Raw genomic sequence first — 21,247 nt, forward strand, 5'->3', positions numbered from 1 at the left:
CGCATCCCCGCCCGCGGTCGCGGCCGACGTGTTCCCGGTGAGCCGCCCGGCCTGGCCGCGGCCCGGGCGGTTAGTCTCGTCGCGTGCCAGTGCTCCGCATCGTCGCCGCCGTGCTCCGCGATCCCGAGGGCCGCTGGCTGCTCGTGCGCAAGCGCGGCACGAGCGTCTTCATGCAGCCGGGCGGCAAGCTGGAGCCGGGCGAGGCCGCCGCGGACGCCCTGGTGCGCGAGCTGGCCGAGGAGCTGGGCCTGCACGTGGACCCGTCCGCGCTCGGCCACATCGGCCGCTTCGAGGCCCCGGCGGCCAACGAGGCCGGCTTCACCGTCGACGCGGACGTCTACACCGCCCCGCTGTCCGGGCCGGTCGAGGCGCTGGCGGAGATCGAGGAGCTCTACTGGCTCGACCCGGCCCGCCCCGCCGGCGTCGAACTCGCCCCGCTCCTGCGCGAGCACCTGCTGCCCGCGGTCGGGTGACCGCGGGGCTCGAGCGGCTCAGCCGTTGAGCTCGCACACCGAGGCCGGGCACTCGATGGCGCCGGGCCGATGCGCCCCGGGCCGTCCGTCCCGACCGGCGGCCGGCCCGGCGCTCAGGCGCAGCCGTCGACCAGCTCGCGCAGCTGGGCGGCGCTCCAGCGCTCCTCGCCGTGCCGGTTGACCAGCACCAGCTCGGCCACCGCGGGCCGGCCGCCGGGGCAGAGCGTGTCCGCCGCCGCGGCTCGGTCGCGCGGCCGGCGCAGCAGGCTCGCGAACCCGGGGCGGTCGAGGTCGTGCTCGGGGCGGGTCGGCTCGAGGTACACCATCAGGACCAGCTTGTCGGCGGGCGCCGGCCGGTCCGGCAGCAGACGGTCCCCGGTGACGGCCGCGAGCCGGTACACCTTCCCGGTCGCCGTGTCCGTGAGCGAGGGGGTCCGGTCGTCCAGCCGCAGGCGCGCCGCCGGGTCGTTGCGGAGCAGGTTCGCGGCCAGCTCCAGCTCCCGGCGGAACGGCAGCTGCCGCTCGGCCGGGGCGGCGCCGGACGCGTTGCGCAGGATCTCGGGCAGCGCGTCCGGGTTCTCGACGCGGCCCGACCCGGTGATCATCCGCACCTCGGGGATCAGCTGCCCGGCGATGACGAGGTCGAGCGCGGCGAGCACCCGCTGCCGGTCCGCCGCCGTCAGGCTCGGGCGGCCGCGGACCATCGCGTCGGCGGCGCCGAGCAGCACCGTCTGCAGGGCGGGGTCGAGCTCCTTGACCCTCGGCGACTGCGACGGGTCGAGCTGCAGCGCGGCGACCCGCTGCCGGGGGGCGGGGTCGAGACCGTCGAGCGCGGGGCAGTACACCTGCGCGTTGTAAAGGGCCCGGGAGGCCTGCTCCCGGAACGTCATCGGCGGCGTCGTGCGGGACTCGCCCGGTGCCAGCACCCCCAGGTGCGTGCCGCGCGGCTCCATGCCGGGGTTCACGGTCGCGATGAGGGTCGCGTCGCAGGGGGCGGTGCCGGTGTTCGTCACCTTCACCGTCCACGCGCACTGCCCGCCGCCGCAGCCCTCGTCGTCGGGCTGGGTCACGAACCGCGGCGCGGTGAGCGCCACCGTCGCCTGCGTGAGCGGCGGCTCGGGCGCACCGGCGGCCGCGGCCCGCTCCGGCGGCGGGAGCACCTGCCCGACCTGCTCGGCGACCTCGGCGAGCACGGCACCGTCCGGAGTGGACAGTGTGACGCCGACGTACGGCGGGACGTTGTTCGGCTGGTAGGCGGGCACGAAGTGCGGCCCCGGCCCGCCGCCGCGATGCAGCGCGGCCGGCTGCAGGGGGCCGAAGCCGGTCAGGTGGCCGCCGAACCAGACGACCGAGCGCGGCTCGGCCCGCGTGAGCAGCAGCAGCCAGTCGGTGTTGTCGATCAGGTCGGCGTCACGGCCCCGCCACGGCACGGTGCCGGCCGCCTTCGGGTGCCCGGACGCGGCGAAGCGCACCGACTCGGCGATCCCCTTCGGCGTCAGCGCGCGGGTGATGTCGATCGGCAGGATCAGCCCGTCCCGGGGCAGGATCCACTTGTCGGCGAGCGCGGACGCCTGCCCCGGGGCGCGGCGCGACCACCAGTCCGCGTCGGCGCGCACGACGGTCCGGGTGCCGTTGGTGCGCACCTCGGCGCGGCCGCCGCCCGGGTCGGTGACGATGCCGGCGCCGAGCCCGGCCGCGGTGACGGTGAACTCGGCGTCGACGAGCGTGCCGTTGCGATCGCCGAAGGTCAATGCGGCCGTCGTACCGCCCGATGCCGCGATGGCCGCCACCGCGCCCGCGACCGCGTCGGTCGCGGACCTGTTCGCCGGCGGCCGCAGCACGACGAGCCCGGCGACCGCCGCGACCGCGACGGCGAGCACCACCCCGGCGGCGATGAGCGCGCCCCGCGGCCGCCTCGCCGGCACCGGGGCTTGCGGGGCGTCCGGGGCCGCCGGGACCTCCGGGACGTCCTGGAGGTCCGGGGCATCCGGGGCATCCGGGGCTTGCCCGGTTGGCGCCTCTTGCGGCTCGGACCACCGGGGCGGGGAGGACCACGGCGAGGGCGCGGCGAACGGCGACGGCTCGGCCGGCCGGGCCCACGGCGACGGCTCCTCCGGCTCGCGGTCGGTCATCACCCTCACCCTCGGTTACCGAACGTCATCGATGCGGTGCGCTGCGATGGTACTCCCGGCGACGGCTCCAGGACGTGTCCAGGTGCACCGCCGAACGGGTGAGATGCGCCCGGCCGCCCGGGATCAGCGCCAACGTCGCCATTGGCGCCCGGCGTGCCCCAGGGCTTAGCACCGGCTCGGGCGGGTACTGCGTGAGGATGGACGACAACACACCGATCATCTCGGGAATTCCGGCCGCGGCGCGCACGGTCGACGGGTCCGGGGAGCACGTCGCCCGCACCGGGGCGGACCAGGAGTGGACGGCCGCGGACCTGGCGGTGGCCGAAGGGCGCGACCCGACGCCCGGCAACGTGCGCCGGGCCCAGGCGGAGCTCGACGAGCTGGGGCCGGCCGCGATCGAGCGCACCGTCCCCTAGCGCCCGCGAACGCCCGGCTCGCAGGCCCCGCCACCGGTGTCGCAACCCGGCCTTCGCGGGGTGCGCGCGGGCGGGATCCGGGCCCGCCGCAGCCGCGCCCCAGGTCGGCGACAGGCCTTATCGGCGGCCGACCGGCACCAGGCAGAACTGCGCGTCGTCCTTGATGACGAAGGGCTGGTTCACGTCCGGGCAGCGCTCGGCCTTCGGGATCTGCTTGGTGATCTCGAAGGCGCCGCGGGCGTCGCAGTCGACGACGGTCGCGCGGTCGGCGGTCTGGGCCACGCACTGCCCCACCTGGAACCGCCGCTCCGGCAGGGAGCCGGTCATGTTCAGGGCGACGACGGTACCGGAGCCGAGCGCCACCAGCGCCACGAACAGCGTGAGCGCGGCGCTGACCGGCGGGCTCAACCGCCTCCGCCGATGCTGCCGCGGCCGGGTCTGCCCCTCCTCCTTGCGTGTCGCGCCGGACTGTGCCTTGGCGCCGGGCTGTGCCTTGGCCCAGCGCCAGTGGAACGCTCGGGTGCGGGCCTCCTGGCGCGAACGGTCGGCGAGGGTGAGCTTCGGCGCGGGGAAGCGCGGCGCGGGCGAGACGGCGACGTCGGACAGCGGCGGCTCGGCGTCGGGGCCCCGGTCGGCGCCGGCGTCCATGGGGTCGGCGAGCGAGCCGCGGCGGGTCGACTGCATGTAGCGGCGGACCACCCGGACGAGCGCCCCGAAGTCCTCGACGTCCGCCTCGGCCTCGACCTTCGTGATCGTGCCGGCCGCGGCGGGGCCGTCCACCCGCCCGGCCACCGGGCGGGCCTCATCGGGCTGCTCGGCGCCCTGGTCCTCGTCCTCGTCCTCGGCGTCCTCGCCCTCGGTGTTCCCGTCCTCGGTGTTCCCGTCCTCGGTGTTCCCGTCCTCGGCGTCCTCGCCCTCGGTGTTCCCGTCCTCGGCGTCCTCGTCCGGGGCGGCGGGGTTCGACCGGAGCTGGGCGAGCAGCGCGTCGATGTCGTACTCCGCGGGCCGCTGTTCCTGGGGGTCGCTGATGGCCCGCAGCGTGGCCAGGAGGCCGGGCTCCTCGACCGCCTCGCTGCCGGAGACGGACGCCCACGGCACGAACTCGGACGCCTCTTCCTGTCCCTGTTCCTCTTCCTCGGGTTCAGGCTCAGGTTCCGGCTCGGGCTCGGGCTCGGGCTCGGGCTCTGGCTCAGGTTCCGGCTCGGGCTCGGGCTCGGGCTCAGGTTCCGGCTCGGGCTCAGGTTCCGGCTCTGGCTCAGGTTCCGGCTCGGGCTCAGGTTCCGGCTCGGGCTCAGGTTCCGGCTCGGGCTCAGGTTCCGGCTCTGGCTCAGGTTCCGGCTCTGGTTCGGGTTCTGGCTCGGGTTCCGGCTCTGGTTCGGGTTCTGGCTCTGGTTCGGGATCCTGCGGCACCGGCTCGGGTGCCGGCTTCGCGGGCGGGGCGGCGGCCTCCTCCGACTCGCGCAGGGTCCGGAACTTCGTCACCATCAGGTCGAGCTCGGCCTCGAAGACGTCCAGCTCCGCACCGGCCGCCCGCAGCCCGATCCCCGCCGCGTGCAGGTCCGTGTCGGCCAGGTCCATCTCGCTGCGCAGCTGCATGACCTCGTTGGCGATGGAGACGAGGTCGGCCCGCACCGTGCGGGCCTCGATCTCCGCCGCCCGGCACTCGGCCCGGATGGCCTTGAGCTCCCGCTCGAACCGCCAGGGCTTGTCCTGCTCCAGCGCCCACAGCTCGGCCCGGATCTCCCAGGGCTCCAGCTGCTTCGGCTTGGCCGCGACCGGCTCGGGCGGGGCGGCGGCGACCGCCGGAGCGGGCTGGACCGGCGGCGGCGCCACCGGGGCGGGCGCGGGGGCCGCGGCGGCACGGGCGTCGTAGAGCACGCGGCCCGTCTTGCGGGGAGCCGAGGCCGCGCCGGTGCGCCAGGGCGCCGACGGGGGCGCGCCCGCGGCGCTCTCCCGCTTCAGGGCCGCCCAAGGGTCCTCGGGGGGACCGGCGGGCGCGGCGGCTGCCCAGTCGGATGCGGCCTGCGCGCCCGCCTGGGCCGAGGCCGCCCACACCGGGCCGCCCACGCCGGTCGGGCCGCCCACACTGGCCGGGCCGCCCGGGCTTGCCGGCGGCGCGGCGGGACGCGGGGCACGGCGGTCGCCGGGCTGGCGCTGCAGCGCGGCCCAGATCTCGTTCGGGTCCACACGAGGGCCGCCGGCGGGGGCCGGGGGCGTCGAGGCCGGGGCCGCGGCGGGCGGGGCCGGGCGCGGGCGGCGCGGGACGGGCGAGGGCTCGGCGAGCAGGGCGCCCTCGGCGAGGACGGGGCCGTCGAGGAGTACCGGCAGCACCCCCAGCGTCTCGACCAGCATCTCGGTCACGAGCGGGGTGTGCGCCAGGCCGCCGGTGAGCAGCACGCCGGCCAGCTCCGCCACCCCGGCGCCCGCGACCAGCGACGCCGCGGCGTGCACGGCGCGCTCGAACGCGGGCCGGGCCAGGTTCTCGAACTCGGTGCGGGTGAGGGCCGTGCCGGAGGCGGACCACGGCACCGGGATCGTGGCCGCCTTGACCGCGCTCAGCTCCTCGCGGCCCTCGCGCGCGCCCTCCAGCAGTGCCCGGTCGGGCTGCCAGCGCCACACCTTGCGCCGGGCGAAGGTCGAGCCGAGGTGCGTGAGGATCGCGGCGTCGAGGGCCAGACCGCCCGCCTCCGGGATGGTGGCCGAGGAGAGCACGGACACGGTCCGGCCGGTGCGCTGGACGACGGCGGCATCGGCGGAGCCGGCACCGAGATCCAGGACCACGGCGGCGGTACCGTCCGGCAACGCCAGCAACCCGGCCTCGTCGGCGTGCAGCGCCGCCGCGGCCGGCTCCGGCACCAGCCGCAGCGGCCGCAGGCCGACCAGCGCCGCCGCCTTCTCCAGCACCTGCGTCTGGGGCCGGTGCCAGTGCGCCGGGTGCGTGATCGCCACGCTCGCGACCGGCCCGCCGACGACCTTGCGCGCGACGGCCGCGATGTGCGTGAGCACGGCCGCGAAGAGGCTGCGGACCGGGCACTCGACGCCGCCGAGCACGACGGATCCCTTGTCGATGCTGCGGCGCGGGAACGGCTCGAAGCGGTCCGGGTTCGCCTCGCCGGCCGTCCAGGCGGCGCTGCCGGCCACGAAGTGGGGCGCGTTGTCCAGGCACACCGCGGACGGCTCGAGCAGCAGCAGCTCGCGCCGTCCGTCCGGCCTGGCCAGCACCGCGGTGGTGCGTGCGGTGCCGAAGTCGATCCCCAGGTGGTAGCCCCCCACGCGTACCAGTTAATACGACCAAAGCGGGTCAAAGGCCACAGAACGGCGAGGACGGATGCGTACGTTGCCCGGCAATCGGACGGTCGTGCGGTACAGCGGACAAATCCGGCATCCCGCGAGGTCGTACTTTGGTCCGATCCGCCCCGCCGACCCCGCCCCTACCATGAGGGAGATGCCCGCTCGACTGCGCTCCCTCTGGGACGAACCCGGCCCCGCCGACGCCCCCGTGCGGGTGTGGCGGGACTGGGTGCTGTTCGCCGGGTTCGTGGTCGCGATGGTGCTCGAGGTGCTGCTGCGGCCCGAGTTGCCCTTCCGCTGGTTCGCGGGCGCCGTCGGCCTCGCGGTGCTGCCGACGCTGCTGATCCGCCGCACCCGGCCCCTGGCCGCGGTGGCGATCGCGTTCGGCGCGTGCGGGACCGCGCCCTTCGTCACCGGGCTCGACCTGGGGCTGAACACCTTCGTGTTCGTGCTCCTGCTCGGCTACGCCCTGACCCGCTGGGGCTCGGGCCGCCAGACGGTCCTGGGCACCGCGATCATCCTCGCGAAGCTGGCGGTCGGGCTGCTCGCGGGTCATTCGGGGCCGAACGACACCCTTGGCGGCGTCGGCATGCTGTTCGCCGTGACGGCCCTGGGGGCCGCGGTGCGCTACCGCACCCGCGCCCGGCACCGCGAACTGGACCAGGTGAAGCTCCTCGAGCGCGAGCGGCTCGCCCGCGACCTGCACGACACCGTCGCCCATCACGTCTCGGCGATGGTCATCCGCGCCCAGGCCGGCCTGGCCACGGCCCCGTTCAACCCCGACGCCGCCACCGACGCGCTGCGCCTCATCGAGTCGGAGGCGACCCGCGCCCTGGCCGAGATGCGCGGCATCGTGCGGGTCCTGCGCACCGACGAGCCCGCCGACCTGGCCCCCACGCCGGGCCTGGCCGACCTGCACGGCCTCGCCGGCGCCCACCGCGCGGGCCCCGCCGTCGACGTGGCGGTCACCGGCGACCTCGACGACCTGCCGGCCCCGATCGGCACGGCCCTGTTCCGCCTCGCCCAGGAGTCGGTGACCAACGCCCGCCGCCACGCCCGCAACGCCACGCGCATCGAGGTGCACGTGGAGGCCGACGACGCCTCCGTACGCCTGCGGGTCACCGACGACGGCGACGCCCCGGCGGCCCGCACACCCGCGCCGGCCGGCTTCGGCCTGCTGGGCATGGCGGAGCGGGCCGGCCTGGTCGGCGGCACGTGCTCGGCCGGCCCGGCCCCGACCCGCGGCTGGATGGTGACCGCGGTCCTCCCCCGCGCCTGAGACCCGCTCCGCTGCGTCCCAGGCCACGCGGACGCTCCCCCGACCACGCGGACACTCCCCCGCGCCTGAGGCCCAACCCGGCACCACGCGGACGCCCGGCTTCGCGACGAGGCCCGGGCCCGTGCGGCGTCGCGAGCTCGTACCGGGCTCCGCCGAAAGTACGGCGAAGCCGAGGCCCATGTGCCGATGAACGCCGCGGCTCCCACGGCCACCATCGACGGCATGAAGGCGATTGTGCAGCAACGGTACGGCTCCGCGGAGGAGCTGCGGCTCATCGACGTCGACGCGCCCGTGCCCGGCGAGGGCGAGGTCCTCGTCCGCGTGCGGGCCGCGGCGGTCAACGCCCGCGACTGGCACGTCATGCGCGGCGACCCCTACCTGGCCCGCGTCCTGATGCCGTCCCACTTCGGCCCGCGCGGCCCGCGGCGAGCGGTGCGCGGCAGCGACTTCGCGGGCGTGGTCGAGGCCGTCGGCCCGGGCGTGACGCGCTTCGAGCCGGGCGACGAGGTCTACGGCGACCTGCGCGAGGACGACGGCGCCTTCGCCGAGCTGGCCCGGGTCCCCCTCGGCTGCCTCGAGCGCAAGCCGGCCGGTCTCACGTTCGAGCAGGCGGCGGCGGTACCGCTCGCGGGCACCACGGCCCTCGTCGCCCTCCGGGACGTCGCCGGGGTCCGCCCGGGCGAGACGGTGCTCGTCAACGGCGCCTCCGGCGGCGTCGGCACCTTCGCCGTCCAGCTCGCCAAGGCCTTCGGCGCCCACGTCACCGGCGTCTGCAGCCCGCGCAACGCGGGCCTCGTCATGGAACTGGGCGCCGACGAGGCGATCGACTACACGCGCGAGGACTTCACGCGCGCGGCCCGGCGCTACGACGTCATCCTCGACCTGGTCGCCAACCACACCCTGCGCGACCTGCTACGCCCCCTGACCCCGGGCGGCCGCCTGGTGACCGCGGGCGGCGGCACCTCGGCCGGCGGCCGCCCGCGCGTCTTCGGCCCCATGGCCCTGGTGATCCGGGCCCAGCTGTCGGCCCGCTTCGGCGACAAGCGCGTGCACCCGATGCCGAACGTGCCCCCGAGCCCGGCCGCCCTGGCCACGCTGCGCGGGCACCTGGAGTCGGGCGGGATCACCCCTGTCCTCGACCGCACCTTTCCCCTGACCCGCGCCGCGGAGGCCGTGCGCTACCTGGAGATCGACCACGCCCGCGCCAAGGTCGTCATCACCGTCTGAACGCGGGGGCCACGGCGCCGGAGTCCGCGGGAGCCGTCGGGCTGACAGGAGAAGAGCGCGCCCACGGCGGACCTGACAGCGTCGGCGCGCAGCGCCGAGCGGTGCCTGGCGGGAGCAACGGTCCGCACCACGACGAGCCCGAGCCATGACCACCCGAAACGCTCCGGCGGAGGCTGGTGCTAGCGCATGCGCTCGCCTCGGAGGTCCGGGCGCACCACCAGCCACAGCACCAGCAACGCCGCGGTCATGCCGCCGAAGACCACGACCGCCATGGCCAGCGAGTCCGCGCCCAGGACCCCGACCAGCGGGGCGGCCGTCGCGCCGACGCCGAACTGGACGGCGCCGAGCAGCGCGGCGGCGGTGCCGGCCGCCTCGCCGTGGCGGGACAGGGCCAGGGCGGGCGCGTTGGGCATGGCCAGGCCGACCATCGCGAGCACCGCCCACAGCGGCACGAGCACACCGAGCAGGCCGCCCGCGCCGGTCGCGGCCAGCGCGAGCAGCGCGGCGCCGGACGCGACCCCGATGACGAGCGCGGCGGCGAGGATGCGCTGGGGCGACCAGCGGCGCAGCAGCCGCACGTTGAGCTGGGTCGCGCCGATGAGGCCGACCGCCCCGCCCGCGAAGACGAACGCGAACTGCTGCTCGCTCATGCCGTACTGGTCCTGGAACACGAAGCTCGAACCGCCCACGTACGCGATCAGCGCCGCCATCGACAGGCCGGCGAGGACGACCAGCCCGACGTACACACGGTCGGCGAACAGCCGCCCGTAGTCGCGCAGGGTGCCGCCGATGCCGCCGCCGCGCCGCCGCTCGCGCGGGAGGGTCTCGGGCAGCGCGAACGCGGTGGCGGCGAGGATCGCGAGACCGGCGACGGCCAGCACCACGAACACGCCCCGCCACTGGGTGAGCCTCAGGACCAGGCCGCCGACCGTGGGGGCCAGGATCGGCGCGACGCCGACGACGAGCATGAGCCGCGACAGCAGCCGCGCCGCCGCGAGGCCGTTGAACAGGTCGCGCACGATGGCCATGGCGACCACGGACGCGGCCGCGGCGCCGAGGCCCTGCAGCACGCGGAGGGTGCCGAGCACGGCCAGGTCGGGCGCGAACACGCACAGCACCGACGCGACCACGTGCACGCCGATCCCGGCGAGCAGCGGCAGCCGCCGCCCGAGCGCGTCGGACAGCGGCCCGGCGATCAGCTGCCCGATCGCCAGCCCGGCGAGGGTGCCGGTGAGCGTGAGCTGCACCGCGGCGGCGGACGCGTGCAGGTCGGTGGTGATCGTCGGCAGCGACGGGAGGTACATGTCGATCGTGAGCGGCCCGAGGGCGGTCAGGAATCCGAGCAGCAGCACCAGGCGGAACCGGCGCCCGGCAGGCAGCAGTTCGCCGGGTGTCGTGCGGTCGTCGGATCGGGTCGTCGTCAGGGTCTCGGCCACGACTGGTGACAAGGCGTACGGACTCCGCCTTCTTCCCGCTCGTTACCCCGGTCACGTTCGCTTGCGTTCACGGGCCGCGCTCCTGACCGAAGTCGGCGTACACGCGCCGCCCGGCGCCGTCGACCGTGACGTCGCCGCCGTGCGGGAGGATCCATTGCGGCCTCGTGTGGCCGAACGGGATGCCGGACACGAAGACCGCCTCCGGGTTGTAGCGGGCCACCTCGGCCAGGACCGCGTCGCGCTGGGCGGCTCGCAGGCGGTCCCGTTCGGCCGGCGCCGGACGGCGGGTGAGGTCCGAGACCGGCGGGCGGGCCAGCAGGACCGCCGAGACCGCCGCGAGCAGGCCCCGCTCCCCGAGGGCGCGCACGATCCAGGCCACGTTGCGGGCCGGGAGCAGCTCCTCGGAGGTCTCCAGGAGCATGACGCCGCCGTCGAGGGCGGCGGGCGGGAACGGGAACCGGCCCGCGGTGAGCACCCACTCGATCACCTCCAGGCAGCCGCCCCAGGTGCGGCCGGTCACCGTCCGCGCCGGGCCGTGCCAGCTCCAGGGTTCGGTGGGGACGCGGTCGCCGTACGACGTCAGCGCCCGCGGGTCGCTCCAGTCGACGCCGACGTCCTCGGACGAGCCCGGGTCGGTGATCTCCAGGCGTCCGCCGGTCAGCAGGGCCGCGCGTAGCGAGCGGGCGTGCACGTCGTCGACGGCCGGCCCGGGGCCGAGGTGCACCTGGGTGGAGCCGCCGTAGAAGCTCGCGATGCCGTTGGCCCACAGCCAGTGGTGCAGGTTGGTGTTGTCGCTGGTGCCGAGGAACGGCTTCGGGTCGGCGCGGGCGAGGGCGGGGTCGAGGTGCGGTACGACGGTGATCTGGTCCTCGCCGCCCACCGTCGCGATGATGGCGCGGACCGACGGGTCCGCGAACGCCGCGTTGACGTCGGCCGCCCGCTCCCGCGGTGAGGCGCCGACCCGGCGCGTGGTCGGGTACTCCACCGGCACGAGCCCGGTGACCTCGGCGAGCCGGCGCATCGCCTGCTCGTGCACGGCCGGGAAGAGCCCGGGCGCGGCGAACGACGGCGACAGCACCGCGATGCGGTCACCCGGGCGGGCCTTCGGGGGCCGGACCACCGCGTGCACCCTGCTAGCCTCGGTGCTATGACGGTGCTCGTCAATCCCCCCGCGGTGCGGGCCGGGCGGCGGGGCTGACCGGATGCACATCGTGGCGCTGGGCAGTTCGTTCGCCGCCGGCCCGGGCATCGAACCGGTGCTGGACCGCGAAACGGGTCGTTCGGGCCGGAACTATGCCCGGCTGCTCGCGGCCCGGCTGGACGCCCGCCTGACCGACCTGTCCGTCTCCGGCGCCACCACCGGCTCGCTCCTCGTGGACCGGGTGCCGCCCGACGCGGACCTGGTGACGATCACGGCCGGCGGCAACGACCTCGGGTACGTCGGCGGCCTGGTGCGCACGGCCGTGCGTGGCCGCCTCCGCGCGCACCGGGTCACCCGGCCGCTCGGCCGCCGGCTGGCCCGCGACGCCGTGCCGGCGGTCACCGACGCGGACGTCGAGCGGGTCGCGGCCGGCCTGGCCCGCGTCGCGACGGTCGCGCGCGAGCGGGCGCCCCGGTGCCGGGTCGTGTTCGTGGACTACCTCGCGCTGCTCGGACCCGACACCCGGTGGACGCCCGCGACACCGTTCGAGCCCGAACAGGTCGCGGCCTTCCGGCGCATCGCGGAGCGCCTGGCGGGCGCGTTCGCGACGGCGGCCGAGCGCACCGGCGCCGGACTGCTGCGGGCGTCCGGCCTCAGCGCCGGCCACGCGCTCGGCTCGGCGCAGCCGTGGGTGACCGGCTTCAGCCTGTCGATGCGCCCGGTGCCGTTCCACCCGAACGCGCTCGGCATGCGGGCGGTCGCCGACGCGCTCGCCGGCCTGCTCTGAGGTCAGGCAGCGACGAGGACGCCGACCGATCTCAGCCGGAGGCGGGCGGGACCGGTCCGGGACCGGTCCCGCCCGCCGGTCGGGGGTCAGCTCACCGTGACGGCGGCGTCGTCGAGGACGAACGAGGTCTGCAGCGAGGAGTCCTCGGTGCCGCTCCACGTGAGCGTGACGCTCTGCCCCGCGAAGGCCGACAGGCTGTAGGACTTCTGGGTGTACCCGGTCGCCTTGTTCAGGTTCGACAGGGTGGCCAGGGTGGTGGAGCCCGCGGTGACGGTCAGCTTGTCGTAGGCCGTCGTGGTCGTGGTCTCCGCGGAGTCGACGTGCACCCAGAACGTCAGCGTCGCCGAGCAGCCGGCCGGGATGGTCACCGACTGCGAGATGCTCTCGGTGTGCGTGGAGCCGTACCCGAGCAGCCACGCGCTGTAGGTCCCGCCGTGCGCGGCCTGGCCCTGCGAGGACCACTGCCCGATCGCGCCCGTCGTGCCCGTCCAGCCCGTCGCGCCCGACTCGAAGCCGGGGTTGGTCAGCAGCTGTGACCCGGTGCAGCCGGTCGGCGGCGGCGTCGTGGTGCCGCCTACCGAGGTGGCCCAGATCGTCGACGCGACCCCGTCGGCGGCGCGGTTGAGCAGGGTGGCGTTGATGTTGGCCGTCGTGTCGCAGGCCTGGTGGTAGCAGGAGTCGTAGGCGCTGTTGGCGGTGCCGCCCCACTTCGAGGCCTGCGCGGAGGTCTTCCTGGCGCTGGCGCCCGCGGCGTAGCCCGACGTCGGGATGCCCACGCGCTCGAAGGAGTAGTCGTCGGAGCGCCCGGCGCCCTCGGTGTTCTCCTCCGGCTGCAGGCCCAGCGAGTCCCAGTATGCCTTCATCGGCGCGGCCGCCGTCGACGTGATGTGGTTGATGAAGTAGCCGCCGTTGGGCGAGCCGACCATGTCGAAGTTGTAGTACGCCTTGATCTGGCTGCGCTGGGTGGTGCTCAGCGCGTTGGCGTAGAACGCGGAGCCCTGCAGGCCCTGCTCCTCCCCCGCCCACCAGGCGAACCGGACGTGGCGGCTCATCGTGGGGTTCTGCTGCGCCAGGACCAGCGCGTTCTCCAGCAGCGTCGCGGAGCCCGAGCCGTTGTCGTTGATCCCCGGCCCGGCGGCCACGCTGTCGAGATGCGCGCCGAGCATGGTGATCTGGTCCGACGGCCCGCCCGGCCAGTCGGCGATGAGGTTGTTCGCACGGTACGTGCAGCTGGTGCACGTCTGCTCGGCGACCGTGTAGCCGACGGCCTGCAGCTTGCCCTTGATGTAGGCGACCGACGCGGTGTAGCCGGCGGTGCCCGAGCGGCGCGTGCCGCCGTTGCTCGACGCGATCGTGTTGAGCTGGGTCAGGTGGGCCTGCACGTTGGCGACGGCGATGTCGGGCGCCGCGGCGAGGGCGGGCGTGAGGGTCACCGGGGGCGCGGCGGCGGCCGGGATGGCCAGGCCGGCACCGGCCAGCAGGAGGGAGGCGGACACGATCAGTGTCAGCGCCGCGGGTCTGGGTAGCATGGCGTGCACATTCGCATATTTGAATATGTTCGATCAAGAGCCGGTTGCATACCGTCCAGGCCATACCGCGACGGCCCGCATCGACCGCTCGGACACTGCGGGATCGCGTCGGCGCGTCCCGCCGCTCGGCGCGAGGCGCCACCTGACGCGATGCAACACTCGGCGCGGGCCGCCGCTCAGCGCGGGCCGCCGCTCAGCGCGGGCCGCCGCTCAGCGCGGGCCGCCGCTCAGCGCGGGCCGCCACTCAGCGCGGGCCGCCACTCAGCGCGGCATGGATCTCGGACGTCAGCGGGCGGCCGCACCTCGACGGCTGGCTATGCTCCGGCCATGACCCGTTGGTGGGAGCGGCTGCAAGACCCGGTCGGCGCCGGCGGCCTGCTCGTGGTGGCGCTCGTGCCCGGGATGTCCGGCATCGGCGCCGACCTTCCGGAGTTCCCCGACCGGCCCCTGGACGCGCTCGGCTGGTTCCTGGTCGTCGCCCTCTGCGCCCCGCTGGCGGTCCGGCGGCGCTGGCCGGCCGCGTGCACGGTGCTCACGGCGGTACCCTTCGGCCTCTACCAGTGCCTCGGCTACGCCCACTCGGCGGCGACGCTCGGCTTTCCATTCGCCCTGTACGCCCTGGGCGCCCACCAATCCCGCCGCCGCGCCGTGCTGCCGGTCGTCCTCACCGTCGCCTACGCCGCGCTCGCGGTGCTCCTGCACCGGATGGGCTCGGGTCAGAACGTCGTGCAGTACGCGGAGTTCGGTGCCCTGCTGGCCGCGTTCTGGCTGGCCGGACGCTGGATGCGCCGCCAGCGCGCCGCGGCGGAGCGGCACCGCCGGGACAGCATGGCGCTCGCGGCCGCGGCGGAACGGTCGGTGATCGCCCGCGAGCTCCACGACGTCGTGACACACCACGTGACCGCCATGGTCCTCCAGGCCGACGCGGCAGCTCTGGCCCTCGACACCGGCACGGCAGCGACGGCACCCGCCGACGGCGGCCGCACGCTCGCCAACAACGACCCGGCGCTCGGCAAAGACGGCCCGTCGTTGACCCACGACGGGCTGGCACTCGCCGGCGACAGCCTGGCCGCAGTGGCCGGCACCGGCCCGACGCTCGCTGACGACGACCCGGCATCCACCAACGGCGGCCGCACGCTCGCCAACGACGACCCGGCGCTCGGCAAAGACGGCCCGTCGTTGACCCACGACGGGCTGGCACTCGTCGGCGACAGCCTGGCCGCGGTGGCCGGCACCGGACGCCAGGCGCTCGTCGAGCTGCGGCACCTGCTGCGCGTACTCGACGCCGATGAGAACGACCCGAGCACCCGCCCGGTTGTCGGACGGATCGCGGACCTGGTTGAGCGAACGCGCACACTCGGCCAGCCCGTCGACTGGCACGAGGAGGGCATCGCTCGCCCGGCCGGTGGCGGGGTCGGTCTCACCGTGTACCGGGTGGTGCAGGAATCGCTCACCAACGCGGTGAAGTATGCGCACGGCCGGCCCACTCGCGTGCGAATCGCGCACTCGGACGACCGAGTCGCAGTGGAGGTGCACACGGACGGCTCCACGGTCGCGGACGGCGGCGCGACGCGAACGGGTCGCGGCCTGGCCGGCCTTCAAGAACGGGTGAGCGTGTTCGGGGGCGACTTCGAGGCGGGGCCGACGCCCGCGGGCGGCTTCCTGACCCGCGCGTCCATCCCGATCGGCGTGCGCACATGAGCAGACGGAACGCGCACGAGTGCGCGAATGAACGCCACTTGGACGAGCGTGCGCACATGAGCAGTTGGAACGCGCACGAGTGGGCGAATGAACACCACCTGGACGAGCCAGCGACACGCTCCAGCGCCGGGCGGGACGCGGTGACCGGTGGGGCCGGCGCCGCTCCCGCGGATGAGCGAGTGAGCAACACACGGTTGAGCGAATGAACAGCCGCGGGCGAGCGGCGACACACACGCGGGGATGAGCGAACGGACAAGCACGCGGGCGAGCGAACGGACAGCGCGAGGACGAGCGAACGGACAAACACGCGGGCGAGCGAACGGACAGCGCGAGGACGAGCGAACGGACAAACACGCGGGCGAGCGAACGGACAGCACGGGGACGAGCGAACGGACAAACACGCGGGCGAGCGAACGGACAGCACGGGGACGAGCGAACGGACAGGCGGGTGCGATGCGCGCGGGGACTTTGACCAGCGAACGGACGGCATGCATGTGAGTGAAGCGAACACGCACCTGGACGGGCGGGAGGGTGCGCGCCTGAGCGGAGCGCCGGTGCGCATTCTTGTCTGTGATGATCAGGCGTTGATTCGCACGGCGTACGCCACGATCTTCGGCCTCCAGGCCGGTTTCGCCGTCGCCGGGGTCGCCGCGGACGGGGAGCAGGCCGTCCGTCTCGCCCGGGAGCTGCGGCCCGATGTCGTGCTCATGGACATCCGCATGCCCGTACTCGACGGGATCGAGGCTACCCGGCGACTCGCGGGGCCCGATGTCGCCGAACCGCTCAAGGTGCTCGTGGTCACGACGTTCAATCTGGACGAATACGTGTACCGGGCTCTGCGCGCGGGGGCGGCCGGGTTCCTGCTCAAGGACGCGCAGCCGGCCGAGTTGATCGCCGGGGTGCGCACCGTCGCGGGCGGGGAAGCGCTCGTCTCCCCCGCCGTCACTCGGCGGCTGATCGGTCACTTCGGCTCGCGGATTCGGCCGGCCGAGAGCGCGCCCGGGCCGGCCGCCGCGCTCGCGCCGCGCGAGACCGAGGTGCTGACGCTCATCGCGCGCGGGATGAACAACGCCGAAATCGCGGCCGAGCTGATGCTGAGTCAGGAGACCGTGAAGACGTACGTCTCCCGGATCCTCATGAAGCTTGACCTCCGCGACCGCGTGCACGCCGTCGTCTACGCGTTCCAGACCGGACTTGTCCGCCCCGAAGCGTGACCGGCAGCCCGTCCTCTGCCCCATCGCCACACCAGGCCGCCACACCAGGCCGCCGCGCTAGGCCTCCACGCCAGATCGACGCGCTAGGCCGCCACGCCGCCACGCTAGGCCGCCACGCCGCCACGCCAGGCCGCCACGCCGCCACGCCAGGCCGCCACGCCACCGCGCCAGGCCGCCACGCCGCCACGCCGCCGCGCCGCAGTTCCGCAGTGCCGAGCCGCCCGGAAAGGCGGCACATGCAGGGCCGCGCCCGACGGCCCACGGCACGCCTGCGCTCACCAGCACGGCCGTCGCAGCCTGGAGAAGGCGACCCTGGCGGTGCGGTCCGTCGAGGTCAGGATGCTGGCCGGCATGACCGGGACCGAGCAGGCGGACGCGTTCCGGCTCCTGCAGAGCATGGTTCGCTCCCTGCGCGAGGGCGACAACGGGCCTAGCACGCACCATCGACCGCGCCCGGACATAATCGCGCGTTCGGGCATCCAGCGCAGCTGTGGCGAACCGTGCCGCGGGGCCGGGCCGTTGGGCCGCGCGCCGGGCGGGACGGTGAGCGGGCGGCGGAGGAGGGTGAGCGGCGGGTAAGCGGCGGAGAGCAGGCGGCGGACCGGGGCGCTCGTCGCGCAGCGTGACCGCGCCGTTGTCCCCCGCGCGAGCCACACCGAATGTCCCCACCGGAGGGACGTTTGCGGCCTGATCGATCCCTATCTTGCTCGTCATGTCCAAGTTCGCAGTGCGACTCCCGCTCATGCTCATCGGCACCCTCGTGCTCCTCGCCGCGACCGAGGGCGTCACCGCCGCCCGGGCCGACGACCTCACCTGGGTCGTCTCCGCGGGCTTCACGGGCGCGATCGCCGCCGTCGTCGGCTACGCCCTGCTCAGCCGCTGGATCGAGCGCCGCCCGAGCGTCGAGGAGGTGTCGCCGGCGAACGCGGCGCGCTGGCTGCTGCCCGGCCTCCTGCTCGGCGCCGCCGCGTTCGGGCTCGTCATGCTCGCCATCCGGCTGCTCGGCGGCTGGGACGCGCAGGCCCGCGGCTGCGCCCAGGGCCTGGCGATCACCGCCGGCGTCATGGCCGTCGTCGCCGTCAACGAGGAGATCGTGTTCCGGGGTGTGCTGACGAGGATGCTGGCCGAGCGGTTCGGCGGCTGGGTGGCGCTGGTCGTCTCGTCGCTGCTCTTCGGCGCCATGCACCTCGTCAACGCCAACGCCACCGTCCCGGCAGTCCTCAGCATCGTGCTCACCGGCGGGCTGCTCTTCGGCGCCCTGTACCTCGTCACCCGCTCGCTGTGGCTCACGATCGGGTTCCACTTCGCCTGGAACACGGTGCAGGCCGGGGTCTTCGGCGTGCACTCCTCGGGCGAGGACGCGACGCACGCGTTGTTCCGGACCACGCTGGCCGGGCCGCGGTGGCTCACCGGCGGGGAGTTCGGGCCGGAGGCGAGCGTCGTGACGCTGGTGGTCATCACGATCCCGGCGCTGGTGCTGATCGCGTGGGCGGCGCGGACCGGGCGGCTGGCGGCGACGGCCCGAGGCTAGGGTTGCCCAGCGTGATCAACGCCGTCGGAGCGTGATATTCGGTGGCGGGGGCACGGCCCACGGCCGGATACTCCGCGCCGTGCAGGGATTCGTGGATGAGCGGTTCGCGCCCGTGGGCGCGGTGTTCGAACAGGGTCTCGCGAGCGATGCCGAGCTCGGCGCGTCGGTGTGCATCACCGTCGACGGCGAGACGGTGGTCGATCTGTGGGGCGGGCACGCCGACGCGGCCCGGACGCGTCCGTGGCAGCGGGACACCATCCTCAACGTGTACTCGGTCACGAAGACCATGACGGCGCTGACGGCGCTGCTGGTCGCCGATCGCGGGGAGCTCGACGTGACCGCGCCGGTGTCGCGGTACTGGCCCGAGTTCGCGGCCGCCGGCAAGGACGCGGTCACCGTCGCGCATCTGCTGAGCCACTCGTCGGGCCTGTCCGGGTGGGCCGAGCCGGTCACCGTCGAGGACCTCTACGACTGGGGCAAGGTGACGGGGCTGCTCGCCGCGCAGGAGCCCTTCTGGGCGCCGGGCACGGCCAGCGGCTACCACGTGATCACGCAGGGCTTCCTCGTCGGCGAGGTCCTCCGCCGGATCACCGGGCGCTCGCTGGGCACGCTGTTTCGCGAAGAGGTGGCGGTACCGCTGCACGCCGACTTCCACATCGGGCTGCCCGAGTCCGAGGAGCCCCGCGTGGCCGAGCTCGTCGCGCCGGTCGGCGGCAGCACGATGCCGTTCGCCGACCCGACGCCGCTGCAGGCCAACGCGGCCGTCCCCGACCTCGGGGTGGACGCCGCCAACAGCCGGGCGTGGCGGGCGGCGCAGATCCCGGCCGGCAACGGCACCGGCAACGCCCGCGCGGTCGCCGGCGTCCTCGCCGTGCTCGCGTGCGGCGGCGAGGCCGGGGGCCGGCGCCTGCTGTCCGAGGCCGGGGCCCGCCGGGCGCTCGAGGTCCAGGTCGAGGGCACGGACCTGGTGCTGGCGATGCCGGTGCGGTTCGGGCTCGGCTTCGCCGTCGGCGGGATGATGCCGAACCCGAACACGCTCTACTGGGGCGGCCTCGGCGGGTCGATCGCCCTCGCGGACCTCGACGCCCGGACCACGTTCACGTATGTGCCGAACCGGCTCGCGGGCGCGGGCGACACGCGCGGCTTCGGCCTGCTGATGGCGATGTGGGAGGCCCAGAAGCTCATCTGAGCCGCCTGCCCTCGAGCAGCGTCCCGATCGGAGGCTCAGGTGACGTACACCGACGGCGGACCCGCGACCGAGATGTCGTAGGACGTGGGGGCAGGAGCGTGGACCGCGACGAACGACCGTGTCGACCGGCCGGGGATCAGACCCGGAACCGGCCGACCGCCGCCTGCAGATCGCTCGCGACCCGGTTCAGCTCGGCCACCGTCTGGTCCACTTCGGACAGTGTCGACGTGGTCGACTGGGCCGCCTCGGCCACGCCGGCGATGTTGCCCGCGATGTTCGTCGCGCCGTGCGCCGCGTCGCCGACGCTGCGGCTCATCTCGCCCGTCGTCGCGGTCTGCTCCTCCACCGCCGAGGCGATGGTGAGCTGGTAGTCGTTGATCCGCGCGATGATCCGGCTGATCTCGCCGATCGCGTCGACGGCGTTGGCGGTGTCGGACTGGATCGCCTCGACGCGGCGGGAGATGTCCTCGGTCGCCCGGGCCGTCTCCTGCGCCAGGTCCTTCACCTCGCTCGCGACGACCGCGAACCCCTTGCCGGCCGCGCCCGCGCGGGCCGCCTCGATGGTGGCGTTGAGCGCGAGGAGGTTCGTCTGCTCGGCGATCGAGGTGATCACCTTGACGACGTTGCCGATCTCGGTGCTGGAGTCGCCGAGCTTCGACACGGTCTGGTTGGTCGTCTCGGCCACGCCCACCGCCTCGGAGGCGACGCGGGCGGCGTCGTTGGCGTTCTGGGCGATCTCGCGGATCGAGGCACCCATCTCCTGCGAGCCCGCGGCGAGGGTCTGCACGTTGTGCGACACGGTGCCCGCGTCGCCGGCCACGACGTTGGCCCGGGACGCGGCCGCCTGCGCGCTGTCGCCGATGCGCGCGGTGACGCCGGTGAGCCGCTGGGTGCTCGCGCCCAGGGTGCGCGCGGCGGTCGCGAGCGTGTCGACGGTACGGCCGATGCCCTCATTCGCCTGGTTCACGGCCACCGCCATGGCCCCGAGCTCGTCGCGGGAGTGCACCTCGGCGCGCTTCGTGAGGTCACCGTCGGCCGCGGCCCGCAGCGTGGCGGAGACCGAGTGCAGCTGGCGGTTCATGCCCCGGCCGATGAGCCCGGCGATCGCGAAGGCGACGACGAGCCCGGCGACGAGCGAGCCGATCGTCCAGTTGCGCGAGGTGTGGTAGGCGCTGAGCGCCGAGGCCGCCTCGCTCGACGCCTCCGAGTTCTCCAGCTGCTGCAGCTGCGCGAGGGAGTCGTTCATCTGCGCCTCGAGGCCCTGCCACAGCCGGGTGCGCTCGGCCGCGTCGCTCGTGACCGTCGTGCCGGCCTTGGGCTGCTCCTGGAACACCACCACGTTGCGCAGGTTCGAGTAGTCGGCCCAGGCGGTCGCGAACTTCTCCACGGCCGCGGCGCGCGGCGCGGACGCGACGGTCAGCGTCCGGTACTTCTGCAGCGCATTGCCGATGAGCGTATCCCCGTTGCTGCGAGCCTGCTGGGCGCGGGGGCCGAGCGTCGGATCGTAGGCGGCCCACGCGAACAGCGACTGGGCCCGGTAGTTCTCGGCGACGCCCTGCCGGATCACCACCAGCTGCGCCACGCTCTCGAGGTGCTCGGACTGCAGACGCTCGAGCCGGTCGTTGATCCGGCTCAGGCTCACGATGGACAGCACACCGACGCCGACGGCGACGAGTGCCACCACGGTCACGCCGATGAGATTCTTGACCTTCACGGGCCTGTCGGCGATCCATCCGGCGAGTGCGTTGCGCCGGACGTTCACCTCGATCGGCGAGGAGCTCACGGTGGCCGTCCTATCTGAATGCAGCGGATGTCCGCCCCATCGGCCGTCGTCGCCCCGGGTTTAGTGAGATCGGACAGGCGGTGCGGAATCCGAGCCGGACCTCGTGCGCAGCACGACC

15 protein-coding genes are annotated in these 21,247 nt (G+C 74.7%); 9 read left to right on the top strand and 6 right to left on the bottom strand.

The genetic code is table 11. From position 1 onward, the window contains the following. The first annotated feature begins 83 nt into the window (after positions 1-83). Entirely contained in the window at positions 84-473 is a 390-nt protein-coding gene (locus tag ACQP2P_RS32715) for an NUDIX hydrolase (protein WP_433607409.1), read from the top strand. Between the two features lie 113 nt (positions 474-586). Here the strand turns inward: ACQP2P_RS32715 and ACQP2P_RS32720 are convergent, their stop codons facing one another. Then, positions 587-2,605 carry a hypothetical protein gene (locus ACQP2P_RS32720; protein WP_433607411.1) on the bottom strand — a complete coding sequence of 673 codons (2,019 nt, stop codon included), beginning with the start codon at positions 2,603-2,605 and terminating at the stop codon, positions 587-589. 197 nt (positions 2,606-2,802) lie between these two features. Between ACQP2P_RS32720 and ACQP2P_RS32725 the strand changes: the two genes are divergently transcribed. Continuing rightward, positions 2,803-3,021 (top strand): hypothetical protein, encoded by a 219-nt coding sequence (locus ACQP2P_RS32725; RefSeq protein ID WP_433607413.1) that lies wholly within the window; start codon positions 2,803-2,805, stop codon positions 3,019-3,021. 117 nt (positions 3,022-3,138) lie between these two features. Here ACQP2P_RS32725 and ACQP2P_RS32730 read toward each other — a convergent pair whose 3' ends face one another. Continuing rightward, positions 3,139-6,294 (bottom strand): Hsp70 family protein, encoded by a 3,156-nt coding sequence (locus ACQP2P_RS32730; protein ID WP_433607415.1) that lies wholly within the window; start codon positions 6,292-6,294, stop codon positions 3,139-3,141. A 172-nt stretch (positions 6,295-6,466) separates the two neighbouring features. Between ACQP2P_RS32730 and ACQP2P_RS32735 the strand changes: the two genes are divergently transcribed. Together ACQP2P_RS32735 and ACQP2P_RS32740 are read left to right on the top strand one after the other, a co-directional pair. After that, positions 6,467-7,591 (top strand): sensor histidine kinase, encoded by a 1,125-nt coding sequence (locus tag ACQP2P_RS32735; RefSeq protein WP_433607417.1) that lies wholly within the window; start codon positions 6,467-6,469, stop codon positions 7,589-7,591. A gap of 222 nt (positions 7,592-7,813) precedes the next feature. Further along, on the top strand, positions 7,814-8,818 hold the full coding sequence (locus ACQP2P_RS32740) for an NAD(P)-dependent alcohol dehydrogenase (RefSeq protein ID WP_433607419.1): 1,005 nt from the start codon (positions 7,814-7,816) through the stop codon (positions 8,816-8,818). A 179-nt stretch (positions 8,819-8,997) separates the two neighbouring features. Here the strand turns inward: ACQP2P_RS32740 and ACQP2P_RS32745 are convergent, their stop codons facing one another. After that, positions 8,998-10,266: a multidrug effflux MFS transporter gene (locus tag ACQP2P_RS32745; RefSeq protein WP_433607421.1), complete on the bottom strand. Its 1,269-nt coding sequence runs from the start codon at positions 10,264-10,266 to the stop codon at positions 8,998-9,000. Between the two features lie 55 nt (positions 10,267-10,321). After that, the gene (locus ACQP2P_RS32750) at positions 10,322-11,329 is read right to left on the bottom strand and encodes a S66 family peptidase (protein ID WP_433619356.1); all 1,008 of its coding nucleotides are present in this window, start codon (positions 11,327-11,329) and stop codon (positions 10,322-10,324) included. 127 nt (positions 11,330-11,456) lie between these two features. Between ACQP2P_RS32750 and ACQP2P_RS32755 the strand changes: the two genes are divergently transcribed. Beyond that, on the top strand, positions 11,457-12,182 hold the full coding sequence (locus ACQP2P_RS32755; RefSeq protein WP_433607423.1) for an SGNH/GDSL hydrolase family protein: 726 nt from the start codon (positions 11,457-11,459) through the stop codon (positions 12,180-12,182). Positions 12,183-12,268: 86 nt separating this feature from the next. On the opposite strand, the gene ACQP2P_RS32760 is transcribed toward ACQP2P_RS32755, so the two are convergent. Continuing rightward, positions 12,269-13,711, bottom strand: a complete 1,443-nt coding sequence (locus tag ACQP2P_RS32760; protein WP_433607425.1) for a M28 family peptidase — start codon at positions 13,709-13,711, stop codon at positions 12,269-12,271. Positions 13,712-14,038: 327 nt separating this feature from the next. Here ACQP2P_RS32760 and ACQP2P_RS32765 point away from each other — a divergent pair, with 327 nt between their 5' ends. The 4 genes from ACQP2P_RS32765 to ACQP2P_RS32780 all read left to right on the top strand — a co-directional run bounded on the left by ACQP2P_RS32765 (position 14,039) and on the right by ACQP2P_RS32780 (position 19,346). After that, positions 14,039-15,412 carry a sensor histidine kinase gene (locus ACQP2P_RS32765; protein WP_433607427.1) on the top strand — a complete coding sequence of 458 codons (1,374 nt, stop codon included), beginning with the start codon at positions 14,039-14,041 and terminating at the stop codon, positions 15,410-15,412. 488 nt (positions 15,413-15,900) lie between these two features. Beyond that, complete coding sequence (locus tag ACQP2P_RS32770; RefSeq protein WP_433607429.1) at positions 15,901-16,626, top strand: response regulator; 726 nt, start codon at positions 15,901-15,903, stop codon at positions 16,624-16,626. Between the two features lie 712 nt (positions 16,627-17,338). After that, positions 17,339-18,157 (top strand): lysostaphin resistance A-like protein, encoded by an 819-nt coding sequence (locus tag ACQP2P_RS32775; RefSeq protein WP_433607431.1) that lies wholly within the window; start codon positions 17,339-17,341, stop codon positions 18,155-18,157. Positions 18,158-18,236: 79 nt separating this feature from the next. After that, the gene (locus ACQP2P_RS32780; RefSeq protein ID WP_433607433.1) at positions 18,237-19,346 is read left to right on the top strand and encodes a serine hydrolase domain-containing protein; all 1,110 of its coding nucleotides are present in this window, start codon (positions 18,237-18,239) and stop codon (positions 19,344-19,346) included. Positions 19,347-19,482: 136 nt separating this feature from the next. Here the strand turns inward: ACQP2P_RS32780 and ACQP2P_RS32785 are convergent, their stop codons facing one another. Then, complete coding sequence (locus tag ACQP2P_RS32785) at positions 19,483-21,129, bottom strand: methyl-accepting chemotaxis protein (RefSeq protein ID WP_433607435.1); 1,647 nt, start codon at positions 21,127-21,129, stop codon at positions 19,483-19,485. Positions 21,130-21,247 lie beyond the last annotated feature (118 nt).

Source organism: Dactylosporangium sp. CA-139114 (assembly GCF_050955725.1).
Classification (GTDB): Bacteria; Actinomycetota; Actinomycetes; order Mycobacteriales; family Micromonosporaceae; genus Dactylosporangium.